Here is a 12,265-nt window from a genome sequence, read left to right as displayed (position 1 = left end):
CGAATTCGAGACTTTCATTGTTTTGTACATGAAGTGGAATTGCTTTTAAACTAAATGTTTGGGAGGTTTTTGATTGTGGAAATTGAATAAAAAATATTATCTTCCGAATCCTAATTTTTAAAAGTGATGAACTTATAATTCGATAAAATTTTACATGTTTTTTGAAAAAAATTGCCTCGATTTTTAATCATCTAAATATTTTTTCGACGAACATACTTTTTTATCGGATGAACCTTAAACAAATGATTGTTGATTATTTGTTAATAAGTTTTAAACGAACCATTTTTGTAATCCTTTTCTCCAAGGAAATGTGAGATGATTTTGTAGCAAGGTTGCTACACTATTACTAACCTAACAATTCGTTTTATGAAAAATGCTATGAGAAGTATTTTGACAATGGCGGCTGTGTTAATGCTGTCCGTTGCAGCTATTGCTCAAACCACCGTAAAAGGTGTGGTCGTAGACGGAGGTTCTGGTGAGAGTTTACCAGGAGCTTCAATTGTTGTACCAGGAACAACTTCGGGTACAGTTTCAGGTTTTGATGGCTCATTTGCTTTGCAAGTGCCTCAGGGAGCATCAAAAGTTGTTGTAAGTTTTGTTGGTTTCCTAGACAAGGAAATCGCTTTATCAGGAGCTCAGGATTTAGGTGAGATTAAGCTGGAATCTGATGCTGTTGGTTTGAATGAAGTAAGTGTTATGGCATCGGTTGTAACCGACCGTCAAACACCAGTAGCTGTTTCTACAATTAGCGCTGACATCATTGAGAACAAATTGGGATCTCAAGAGTATCCAGAGATTTTGAAAACTACTCCATCTATCTATACTTCGAAAGAAGGTGGTGGATTCGGTGATGCTTCTGTTTACGTTCGTGGTTTCGACTCAAACAACGTTGGAGTATTGATTAACGGTATTCCTGTTAACGATATGGAAAATGGTAAAGTATACTGGTCAAACTGGGCAGGTCTTTCTGATGTATCAAGAACAATGCAGGTTCAGCGTGGTTTAGGTGCTTCTAAATTAGGTCTTTCTTCAGTTGGTGGTACAATCAATATCCTTACAAAATCTACCGATGCTAAAAAAGGTGGTGTTGTAAAAACTGGTATTGGTAACGATGGTTACAGAAAACAATTGTTCTCTATCTCAACAGGTATGATGGATAATGGTTGGGCTGTTACTTTATTAGGTTCTCATACTTATGCTGATGGTTATATCAGAGGTACTGATTATGATGCTTGGTCTTACTATGCGAATGTATCTAAAAAGATCAACGATAAGCACACCATGTCTTTCATGATTACTGGTGCTCCACAATGGCACAACCAGCGTGGAACAAAACATACAATTGAGCAGTACAGAAACCACAAGCACGAAGAGAAATACAACTCTGACTACGGTATCCGTGAAGGTAAAGTTTACGGTGGTGGATATGGTTACAACTACTACCATAAGCCACAGGCTCAGTTGAACCACTACTGGAACATTAACGAAGAAACTTTGATGACAACTTCGGTATATGCTTCTGTTGGTTCTGGTGGAGGTCGTCGTGTATCAGGTGAACAATCAGGTTGGTTAAGAGTAGATAGTAAAACAGGTGAAGATGATCCTAATATTCTAAGAACTGCTGATGGTTTGCTAGATTTTGATGAAGTTTCTGCAAGAAATGCTACTTATACTGCTGAAGGATCTCAGGCAATTATTGGTAACTCGGTAAACAACCACTCATGGATTGGTTTGTTGTCTTCATTAACAATGACTAAACAAGCAATTACTTATACTGGTGGTCTTGATTTAAGATATTACAAAGGTGAGCACTACAGAGAAGTAGAAGATCTTTTAGGTGGTAAATTCTTCCTTGATGATTCAAATATTAATCGTGATGCTGACACTTGGTTGAAAAAAGGTGACAAGTACTCTTACCACAATGACGGTAAAGTATTGTATACTGGTCTTTTCGGTCAGGCAGAATATGCTGGTGACAATGTAACAGGTTTCGTATCTGCTGCTCTTTCAAGAAAATCATACAAGCGTGTTGATTACTTCCAGTATGCACCTGCAGAACAGGAAACTGACTGGGAGCACTTCTTCCCATGGAACGTAAAAGCTGGTGTTAGCTATAAGTTCAACTCTATTCACTCTGTATTTGGTAACGCTGGTTACGTACAAAGAACTCCATATTTCACAAATGTATTCTTGAACTATAAGAATGATGTGAACGACGATGTGAAGTACGAAAAAATCATTACTTCGGAGCTTGGTTACAAATACACTGCTTCTAATTTCGATGCAAAAGTTACATTGTATAGAACTCAGTGGAAAGACAGAGGATTAGTTCAGACAATTGGTAGAAGTAAAGTTAATATCAGTGGATTGAACCAATTGCACCAAGGTATTGAGTTTGAAGCTAGCTACAAGCCATCTAAGAAGTTAACTATTGATGCAATGTTCTCTCTAGGAGACTGGATTTACGAAGATGATGTAAATGCTGCTGTATTTAATGAGGAAACTAATGAATTAGAAGGTGAATTTAATGCAATCATTAAAGATGTTCACGTTGGTAACTCTGCTCAAATGACAGGATCTGTTTCAGTTAGATATGAAGTATTGCCTAAGCTTACAATTAGCGGAGACTACTTGTACTATGGCAAGCACTATGCTAACTTTGATGCTACAAAGCGTGGTTTGAACTCTGTTCCTGGTGATGCTTGGGAAATGCCAGATGTTGGTTTGGTTGACCTGGGTTTCAACTACAGATTTGAAATTGCTGGTTTAAAAGCTTCTATCTATGGTAACATGAACAACGTATTCGATACTGAATACATCTCAAAAGCTCAAGATGGTACTACTCACGTATCAAGCGATGCTTTGGTTTACTACGGATTTGGAAGAAATTGGTCAACAGGTTTAAAAGTTAAATTCTAATCTAACTTGGTTTAAACTTAAAAAATAGACAGATGAAAAAATTATTATATATCGCATCGCTATTCTCATTGGTATTTACCGCTTGTGATCCAATGGAGGATGTGTATGAAGAAGTGGATAAGGCAAATGCCGATAAATTAGAAGAAGAGAGATTTTTCTCTGACAAAACTCTTATTGAAAATGGTTACGAATTAACCGATGCTGACTATGCTTTGTCGTCTGACGAAGGTGTTCAGAACTATAAGAACTTCTCTAAATACGCTCCTGTTGCTGATTTCTTGCCTGAAATCCTTGACAATATGAAATTGTATGGTGAAGCAGGTGTAGAGTACACTGTAAAATACAAGTTCTACAGAGGAAGTCTTTCTTATATCTACGATTATTTAGATTATTTGGAAGAATTGGCAGAAATGGATTCTTACACCTTAACTACTGCTGATTATGACTCAATGGGTACAGGTGATGATGAGCCAGGAAAATACAATAACTTTTCTAGCTCAACTCCAGCAGAAGATTATTTACCAAACTTCCTTTTGGGTAAATTCCCAGATGCTGAAACAGGTGATGAGCTAGCTGTTACTTATAAGTACTACGATGGCGGTGTAAGCGAGATTACTGAATTTTGGGCATTCGACGGATCGGTATGGTCAGAATCAGATAAGCAAGCTCCTGAAGTTCCAAGTGATGTAACTGTATATGAATTGACTTCTTCAGATTATGATTCAATGGGAGAAGAAAGCGGTCAGCCAGGAAGATATAACAACTTCTCTGATTCAACTCCAGCAGAAAACTACTTGTCAACTTTCTTAGGTCAGAAATTCCCATATGCATTAGATGGTGCTAAATATGCAACCATTTACAAGCATTATGCAGGTGGTGGTGTTACTGAAACAAGAATGAAAGAGTACACTTTAACTGACGGAGAATGGGTAGAGTACCAAAGCACAATTGATGCAACTTCATTGGTAGCATACAAAAACAGAGCTTGGGTATTTGTTCCACCAATCAAAATGATTGAGTCTGACAAAACAGCTACGATTACTTACACTTTAACTGATGCAGATTACGAATTGGTTGGAAACGGTAGATACAGCAATTTCGATATTCGCGAAGGAAAAGATGAAGAGTCTATTGAAGTAAGAATTGAAAAAATCACCAAGATTTTGAAAGCAAACTTCGAAGTTGCAGTTGGCGATGTTTTCGCAGTAACTTACGATTACTACGATGGATCTAACGGTAGCGCTACAATTACTCTTGAAGCTGTAGAAGATTTATAATCTTTTATCCATAAAATACAGAACCCCGGATCATATCGATTCGGGGTTTTTTATGCTTTAATATTTCGATCTAAATCGTGTTATTGTCTTATCGAATGAATTGTTCAAGTTTTATATCTTTTTAAAGTCATTACGGACGTCGAAATTCTTTAAGTGGTTCTTCTGGAATCTAAGGGTAATAACAAATCAAGGCTGTAATTCAGGATGAATGAGAAGTCTATTGATCTACAAATTAATCATGATAATGATTTCATTCTTTGGTGATTCAATATAAGATACGAACAAAAGTGTTTCTGCCTATTTACAAAATGTGAGTATTGATATTGTAGCTGAGTTGAAGTAGTTAATCTTACTGGTTTTAGTGGGTACAGGAGCAAAAAAAAGACTGCTCCGTAAAGGAACAGTCTTTTGCATTTATAAAGTCTTAAAACTTATCTTTTCAATAGTTTTTTAGTTACCCTGTTGCCATCGTTCGAAATAAAGGTAACAAAGTACATTCCTTTTGGCAGGTTCGCAATCGAGATGCGAGTATCAGGAGATTTTACTTCCATAATGTTTCTTCCCGTAAGGTTGGTAATGTGAATAGAAACCACCTTATCCATATTGGTTAATTTGATTTCTCGTGTTGCCGGATTCGGGTAGAAAGAAGGGACACCTTTAGCATATAAATCATCAATGCCGGTAATTACCTCGCTTGTGAATGTCCATGCCGTATTGTCCGAAATACCTTCATAAGCAACTCCGTTTGCACTGATAAAAGCATTGTCGTCAATCAGAATATAGTATTCTGTTGCTCCTTCCAAATCGTCAGTGATATCAACACTTACCATATCACCGTTAAAAGTAACATCAGACGAAGATGCACTAATACTTTCAACTAAGCCTGAGTTGTTGTATACATCAATATTACCATCGCCAGCCTGTACATCTTTGTCGAAAGTCAATTCCAAATCTGTTGAAATGGAAATGCCATTGCTGTCATCTTCAGGACTAAAATCAACCAAGTCAGGAGCAGTGTAAGTCGCTGTAAAGGTCCAGAATTCTTTATCTGTAATGCCATCGTATGTGTTTGAGTAAGCATCGGTAATTGCACCATTATCGATTAATACATAGTACTTAACACCCTCTTCTAGCATTGCTTCAGGATTAATTCGTACTTTGTTGCCCGAAAATGTTACTCTGTTCGAAGTTACATCTAACGACTCAAATTCAACATCAGAATCATAATTGTAAATACGAACTGTTCCCATGCCTTCTTTCACCTCTTCGTTAAAGCTAATGGTTAAATTGCTTGTAAGCGATACTGAAGTAGCTCCGTTTTCAGGTAAAAGATCATTAAATATAGGACTGCTGGAATCTGTTCCCGTCCAAATGTTTACCCATTCAGGATGATCAACAAAAGGGTTTCTATTGCCTTGAATTTCGTAAATTTTTTCGTTTCGTGCACGTTCGGCATCATCCACAGGATCCTGAGTATTCCACTCTATCAGGCTTGATAATTTTCCATGAACAGGCTTTCCGCTTCTGTAATCTGCCATATCATCAGTAACAGATAAGTTCGGTTCGCCATTTTCTCCTTTATACCTTACGGCCATATAGAAAATGATTCTGGCAATGTCACCTTTAACTTCATCGCGCGGTTCCCATGAATCGTCATCGTACTTACATTCTGTAGCTTCGTCGTGAGGCGTGCCACCATTGTCGAAAAATTTATTGCTTCTATCGGTATTTACACTTCCATCGCAAGGACGAAGCGCATGCACATCTGTTGCTGCCCCCGGATCGTCATAAGGATCGCCCAAACCATAGGATTTCGCCCAAATGTGTTCACGATTCCAATCGCTCGAAGACTTTGCTTCACTGCGTCCGGTGTAAATTAAAATTACATTGTCTGCATTGGCTGGATCTTGATCTGCTTCTTTTAAAGCTTCCCAAACATTGTACTCGTCGCCGGCCTGTTTTGTGGTGTAAGGAATAACCGTTTGCTCTTTAATAATTTCGTACAAAGCAAATTTTAATTCACCACCAGTTTTTCCAGTAGCAGACTGGTAATATTCATCAACACTTACTTGTGCAAACAGAATGCTGCTCCACAAAAGTAGTGCATGAAGAATGAAAAGAGATTTTACGCGTAAAAGTTTTGTCATATAGTATGCCTTATCAAATTTGTAATGTTTTGGTTGATAGCATAAAATGGTTGTGGTTGTATATACTACGAACAAATCACAGAAAAGTGACTGTTGTTGCACGGAATATTGAGGCCAAATTATGAAATATCTGCTAGATAGCCTTATTTTTCAATAATATTTTGATGAAAATGGCAAAAAAAATCCCGCCATAGCGGGATTAAGAAATATTAAATTTTATTTGAAGTCAATTAAGACTTTTTATTCAGTAATAATTTATCGTAAAAATAAAGTGCAATTACAGCGAATAAACCAATTGCTAAAATTACATACCAGATACTGCCTGGATGATAAGTGTTCCACAGGAATTGGGTTAATTCGGTTTGATTCATGCCCATTAATTCACCAGCTCGATTGAAATATTCGGTTGCCGAGAAATCTTTCGAAATGGCTGGAATGTCCAAGCCTCTTTTCTCAACCTCTGTTACCAGGAGATTTACCTTATCGGACATGCTACCATACACATTACCGGAAATAATACCACCAAGTGTACTACCTGCAAATACTGGCAAGAATGAACAGCCCATGTACAAACCTACCTTATCTTTTGGTGCAATTCTACCAATATACTCTGTAATTTTCGGAGAGCTAGCCATTTCACCCACCGAGAAGATGAAAATTGCTACAATCACGAACAATACATTTTGTGTGTATAATGTAAGTGCCATCCCAATGGTACAAACTAAAATTCCACCCATCATTGCCTTTAATGGCTTTAATTTCATCACGATAGATGAAATAATAATTTGGAATATAATGATGAACATGGCATCGAAATTCACAATGAACTCTGAATCCATTTGTCCATCTTTACCATAGGTTTCGGTAACCGCTGGCATAAAACCTTCAAAGAAGTTGTAAATTGAAGAGGTGTCTACCCATTGGGTAATGAATACCGGTAAGGTAAAAAACAATTGATAATACATGCTCCAAAATGCGGCAACAAGAAGAAGGAATATTACGAATTTAAAATCGCTAAGTGCTGTTCCGATATTTCTGAATACATTTCCGATTGCCTGGCCCAATGACTCTTGTTTAATCTCTCTTTCGGGTTCTTTATAGAAAAGAATCAAGATAAAGTTGACTAAAATTACAGCTGCAGAAATGTAGAAAACGGTAGTGTATCCGCTATCTTTATAAGCAAGGGTTACCAAAGGACCAATAAATGCACCAACATTAACCATCATGTAAAAAATTCCAAACCCAATAGATGAGGTTTCTTCGTCGGTAGTTTTGGCAACAGTTGCCGAAATAATTGGTTTAAAAAGTGCAGCACCTAATGCCAAATACAAATACATGGCAAAAACGCCTGCAAAGGTGTTGAATAATGGCAATGCAATAAAAGCGGTACTGTATACCACAAAGGAAATGCCCAATACCTTTTTATATCCATATTTATCTGCAATTGCACCTGTAATTACTGGAAGAAAGTACAAAATACCTGTACCTACACCCATGATGATCCCTTTTTGTGCCTGCGATAATCCAAGGGCTCCTATATCGGTCGAACCAGTAAGGTAATTGGCAAATAACATGAAAAAGCCGTACCAGGCCCATCTTTCGAAAAGCTCAATTGTGTTTGCTACCCAAAAGGTTCTTGGGAATTTTTTAAATACTTTAACGATACTCATTACTTTTATTTTTTTGGTTGTGTTAGTTGCTTAAAATTTAATTACAATTCCATTTCCATTGAAGATCACCCTTTGGTTCTTCCGCTTGTGAAAATAAAGGCCTGCAAAATAGCCAATTCCTCCACCCAAAACAACATCTGAGAACCAGTGTCGGTTTCGATACATTCTGGCCAAACTTACCGATGCTGGAATTACGTATATCCACTTGCTGTATTCTTCGGCAAATGGAGTGAACACAGACCATGCCACAAATGCATGACCCGAGGGAAAAGATTTACTATTGTTGTCTTTTCCTCCAAAAGCATCGAAATGCATATTGCCATGCATTTGATCGGGGCGTGAACGTCCTGCCAAAATCTTGATGCTTTCGGTTAATATGGCTCCTGTAGCCAATGCTTTGGCTGAGTTTAATGCGGTGTTCGAAAGGCGTTCATCTTTAATAATTGTGCCAATGGCCCAGGTGGCTACTATCGATGGTGCTATTATTTTCTTTTCACCAAATTCATTGAAAAAATCGGTATACTTTTCCGCAGCTGAACTTTGATTGTCTTTGATTCTGTCATTTGCCCATTCATCAATTAAGAATGCGCCTCCTAATAAACCACCAAAAACAATGAGGTTTTTGCTGCTAAACACTTCTTTGCCCAAACCGGGATTTAGGATGTTTCGGGAGTTTTTAAAATAAGGAATAGAATCTTTCTGATTCAATTCAAATGCCTTCGATTGTATGGATATCAGCAGAAGCAATATGAGTGGTAAAAGCTTATTTTTCACAGGTTAAATTTTAGAATCCAACAAAAATAAAAGATTTTTTGAATAGGAGGGAGGACTTATGCAAAAAGCCACCCGAATTGGATGGCTTTTAATTGTATCAGATAGAGGTTTATTATTCTGCCTGTTGGATGTATTCCCTTGGACTCATGCCAGTTTTCTTTTTAAAGAGCTTGCTAAAATAAGGAGCATGTTCGAAGCCCAAATCAAAGGCAACCTGGCTAATTCCACCTACCGAATTTAGCAGGTCAGTCTTGGCTTTTTCTATCACAAAAAAATGGATGTGATCAAGTGCATTTCGGCCTGTTTCTTTCCGGAGAAGGTCGCTTAAATAGTTGGGCGACATTTGAAGTTCTTCCCCGCAGTATTTCACACTTGGTATGCCTAGTTCCAATTGTTTGTTCTGATTGTAATAGTCCTTTAAAAGCTTTTCGAAACGACTTACAACATCTTTATTAAGATTCGTTCGGGTATAGAATTGTCGATCGTAATATCGTTTACTGTAGTCAAGCAATAATTTCAAATTTGTAATGATTAGTTCATTACTGTGTTTGTCTATAATGTGAGTGTACTCTTGTTCGATGGTTTGAACGATATTGAGAATAAACTTTTTCTCTTTATCTGAAAGAAAAAGAGCTTCGTTAGCATCATAGGAAAAGAATGAATATTCATCAATTTTATCACCCAATTCTGTTTTTCGAATCAAATCGGGATGAAAGCTTAAGGACCAACCTTTATCGTTATAATTTTTGTATGATCCATCGCTGTAAAATACTTGCCCGGGTTTTAAAAAAATAAGAGATCCCTCCTGAAAATCATATGAACTTCGACCATAACCTAACTTTCCTTCGGCATTTTCTTCAAGAACGATCTGGTACAATTCGAGAACATATTTTTTATCAAGCGAATTGCAGCACGATTTGCCTGGTTTGCTTAGGTCAAAATAATCGATGGAAATTAAAGGGTGGGAGGGTTTATTGGTGCCCATTAATTCGTTAAGCTGTGTAATTGTTTTGATGAAAACGATATCTCTCATGACTTGTACTTCTTTCCTTATTATACAAATGTATTGAATTCTTCCAACTTAAAATTGATTGATTTTACTGATTTCCTGATACAGATTACAGAATTGGCATATCTCTGTTTTCTTGAAGTTTTATCTAAGTCTCAGCTGTTTCATACGCATCTGTAATCTGTATCTGACAAACTATGATCTGTATAAGTTCAAGGGCAGGATAGACTCTAATTTTGCTCATACAATCAAAAACAGTGAATGTGTAGTTTTTTTGATGTTGGTATATAATGAATTAGAACATAACAAAGGAGTAAAAAAAATGGCAAAAAGAGTAGCGATTCTAGTGGTGAACCCTGTAAATGGGATGGGACTGTTTCAGTACCTGGAATCATTTTATGAAAAAGGGATTTCTTACAAAACTTTTGCAGTGGCAAAATCAACGAAAGTAAAAACCAATTCGGGCATAACATTCGAAACCGATGATATTGTTGCAAACCTTAAGGAGCAGGTTGAAGAATTTGATGCATTGGTTTTTGCATGTGGAGATGCAATGCCAAAGTATTTGCAGGAAGGAGGAAATGACTGTTACGATGAGATGTTAGAGCTGATGAAAAGTTTTAGCGATAAAGGTAAAATTATGGCTGGTCATTGTGTGGCTGGACTTCTTTTTGATGGATTAGAAGCAGCCAAAGGAAGTACCATTGCGCTCCACCCTTACATTAAGGATATGGTGAAAAATGTTAAGGGTAGTAGTCAGGAAATTGAGGTAGACAGAAATTACTACACTGCTCAAACGGAGAAATCTTTGCATTTGTTACTACCCAAATTAGTTGAAATATTAAATTAATTATGAAAATGAAAGCACATATGAAACAAATCGTTGTGGCAGTTTTTGCACTAATGCTAAGTGTATCTGCATACGCAAAAAAAGAAAATTCAAAAGAAACATTTAATGGTAAAACACTTGTTGAATTATCAGACGAGAGAAGAACAAAACCACTTGCAGATCATAATGGAGACGAGCATTTGTTGCTATTCTTAGAGCGAGAAATTATGCGTTTGTTTGAGGAAGGTAATCTTGATAAAGCATTTACTTATCTGACAGAAAATGCTATGGTAAATCCTCCCGGAGTAGAAGCTATTTTTGGAAGAGAAAACCAAAAGATGATGTTTAAGGAGCTACTTACAATGGAAGGTTTTGAATTAAGCTGGGAGCCAATACAAGCACATGTAGGCGAAGGAGCAAAAATGGGATATGTATACGGATTGGTACGATGGAAAATGCCAAATGAGAAGGTAAAGCTTGGAAAATATATCTCAATTTATGTGAAGAAAGATGGGAAATGGTTGAATGAAGTGGAGATGCGAAATATTATCGCAGAAGAGAAATAGCAGAGATTAAAAATTTCTTTTAAATAAACCTTAGCCAGTGCGATAAAAATTGCACTGGCTAAGTTATTTTTATAAATAGTTTTGGAGTTGGTTGAATCTTCAAGAAATAAAATTGCTAAAGGTAAATTATAATGCAAACAGTCGAATATCGAAAATCTGATATCCTGGTAACAGAAAAAACTGCCAGAAGTATCCTTTCCAATTCAAAAGTTCATACTTATGCATTAAATGCTTATAACGGGTGTGAGCATGCTTGCTCTTATTGTTATGCCAGGTTCATGATGAAGTACACAAAGCATGAGGAGCCTTGGGGACAATTTGTAGATGTAAAAACAAATGCTGCAGAATTATTAAAAAAAGAAGTTCTAAAGAAACAAAAAGGGAAGGTGTGGATTAGTGGCACTTGCGACCCATATCAGCCACTAGAAAAGGAATATGAAATTACCAGGGCTTGTTTGCAGGTTTTGGCAGAGAAGGATTGGCCTGTTATTATTCAAACTCGCTCTCCTCTGGTTTTGCGAGATCTGGATCTGTTTCAACAATTCACTAAAATCGAAATTGGATTATCTATACCAACGGGGAACGATCGTGTAAGAGAAATTTTTGAGCCATCGGCACCTGTAATTGATGAGAGAATTAAGGCTTTGAAAGAATTGCATGTTGCCGGACTAAGAACTTATGCCATGATTGCTCCTCTTCTTCCAAGAACCGAAAACCTGGTAACAAGTTTGGAAGGAGTGGTTGATTATATCATAGTAGATAAGTTGAATTATCATTATGCCGATCATATTTTTAAGAAGCTAAATAGAGAGCAGTATCTGAGAAAGGAATACTTCAGGCAAGCGGCAAATTGCATTCAGGCCGAATGTAAGAAACGCAGTATTGAATGTCGTATTGTATTCTAAAATCATGATACGAAAAAAGCCGACACTGTCCCACAAAGTGTGTAAATGAAATTTTAGAGGGTTAGGCGTTGAGCCTGACCCTTTCTTCAAATATAGTTAAAAACTGATTTAAGATCACTCCCCAGTTTCTGATTGGCATCGTCCATTTCTTTGTAGCTTCCCTTGTAGC

9 protein-coding genes are annotated in these 12,265 nt (G+C 37.0%); 5 read left to right on the top strand and 4 right to left on the bottom strand.

Translation table 11 applies throughout. The features are described 5' to 3' along the window. Nucleotides 1–366: 366 nt before the first annotated feature. Both ELS83_RS18040 and ELS83_RS18035 read left to right on the top strand, forming a co-directional pair. Nucleotides 367–2,919, top strand: a complete 2,553-nt coding sequence (locus ELS83_RS18040; protein ID WP_249414495.1) for a TonB-dependent receptor — start codon at nucleotides 367–369, stop codon at nucleotides 2,917–2,919. A 32-nt stretch (nucleotides 2,920–2,951) separates the two neighbouring features. Further along, on the top strand, nucleotides 2,952–4,196 hold the full coding sequence (locus ELS83_RS18035) for a hypothetical protein (protein WP_171596943.1): 1,245 nt from the start codon (nucleotides 2,952–2,954) through the stop codon (nucleotides 4,194–4,196). A 431-nt stretch (nucleotides 4,197–4,627) separates the two neighbouring features. Here the strand turns inward: ELS83_RS18035 and ELS83_RS18030 are convergent, their stop codons facing one another. From ELS83_RS18030 to ELS83_RS18015, 4 genes are all read right to left on the bottom strand, one after another. Then, a complete protein-coding gene (locus tag ELS83_RS18030) occupies nucleotides 4,628–6,343 on the bottom strand; it encodes an endonuclease (RefSeq protein ID WP_171596942.1) in 1,716 nt (571 codons plus the stop codon). Nucleotides 6,344–6,573: 230 nt separating this feature from the next. Continuing rightward, complete coding sequence (locus tag ELS83_RS18025; RefSeq protein WP_171596941.1) at nucleotides 6,574–8,013, bottom strand: MFS transporter; 1,440 nt, start codon at nucleotides 8,011–8,013, stop codon at nucleotides 6,574–6,576. 30 nt (nucleotides 8,014–8,043) lie between these two features. After that, nucleotides 8,044–8,787, bottom strand: a complete 744-nt coding sequence (locus ELS83_RS22600; protein ID WP_171596940.1) for a phosphatase PAP2 family protein — start codon at nucleotides 8,785–8,787, stop codon at nucleotides 8,044–8,046. Nucleotides 8,788–8,899: 112 nt separating this feature from the next. Continuing rightward, the gene (locus ELS83_RS18015; RefSeq protein ID WP_171596939.1) at nucleotides 8,900–9,820 is read right to left on the bottom strand and encodes a helix-turn-helix domain-containing protein; all 921 of its coding nucleotides are present in this window, start codon (nucleotides 9,818–9,820) and stop codon (nucleotides 8,900–8,902) included. A gap of 298 nt (nucleotides 9,821–10,118) precedes the next feature. Here ELS83_RS18015 and ELS83_RS18010 point away from each other — a divergent pair, with 298 nt between their 5' ends. The 3 genes from ELS83_RS18010 (at nucleotide 10,119) to ELS83_RS18000 (ending at nucleotide 12,096) form a co-directional block, all read left to right on the top strand. Further along, entirely contained in the window at nucleotides 10,119–10,646 is a 528-nt protein-coding gene (locus tag ELS83_RS18010; protein WP_171596938.1) for a DJ-1/PfpI family protein, read from the top strand. A gap of 8 nt (nucleotides 10,647–10,654) precedes the next feature. After that, on the top strand, nucleotides 10,655–11,191 hold the full coding sequence (locus ELS83_RS18005; RefSeq protein ID WP_171596937.1) for a nuclear transport factor 2 family protein: 537 nt from the start codon (nucleotides 10,655–10,657) through the stop codon (nucleotides 11,189–11,191). 131 nt (nucleotides 11,192–11,322) lie between these two features. Continuing rightward, nucleotides 11,323–12,096: an SPL family radical SAM protein gene (locus tag ELS83_RS18000; RefSeq protein WP_171596936.1), complete on the top strand. Its 774-nt coding sequence runs from the start codon at nucleotides 11,323–11,325 to the stop codon at nucleotides 12,094–12,096. Nucleotides 12,097–12,265 lie beyond the last annotated feature (169 nt).

The organism is Marinifilum caeruleilacunae, from assembly GCF_013141825.1.
GTDB classification, from domain to species: domain Bacteria; phylum Bacteroidota; class Bacteroidia; order Bacteroidales; family Marinifilaceae; genus Marinifilum; species Marinifilum caeruleilacunae.
This window is presented reverse-complemented; position numbering and strand designations above follow the sequence as displayed.

Excerpts from the sequence above, each read along its gene's own strand:
- ELS83_RS18040 (WP_249414495.1), top strand. The coding sequence starts at position 367 with ATGAAAAATGCTATGAGAAGTATTTTGACAATGGCGGCTGTGTTAATG.
- ELS83_RS18035 (WP_171596943.1), top strand. The coding sequence starts at position 2,952 with ATGAAAAAATTATTATATATCGCATCGCTATTCTCATTGGTATTTACC.
- ELS83_RS18030 (WP_171596942.1), bottom strand. The coding sequence starts at position 6,343 with ATGACAAAACTTTTACGCGTAAAATCTCTTTTCATTCTTCATGCACTA.
- ELS83_RS18025 (WP_171596941.1), bottom strand. The coding sequence starts at position 8,013 with ATGAGTATCGTTAAAGTATTTAAAAAATTCCCAAGAACCTTTTGGGTA.
- ELS83_RS18015 (WP_171596939.1), bottom strand. The coding sequence starts at position 9,820 with ATGAGAGATATCGTTTTCATCAAAACAATTACACAGCTTAACGAATTA.
- ELS83_RS18010 (WP_171596938.1), top strand. The coding sequence starts at position 10,119 with ATGGCAAAAAGAGTAGCGATTCTAGTGGTGAACCCTGTAAATGGGATG.
- ELS83_RS18005 (WP_171596937.1), top strand. The coding sequence starts at position 10,655 with ATGAAAGCACATATGAAACAAATCGTTGTGGCAGTTTTTGCACTAATG.
- ELS83_RS18000 (WP_171596936.1), top strand. The coding sequence starts at position 11,323 with ATGCAAACAGTCGAATATCGAAAATCTGATATCCTGGTAACAGAAAAA.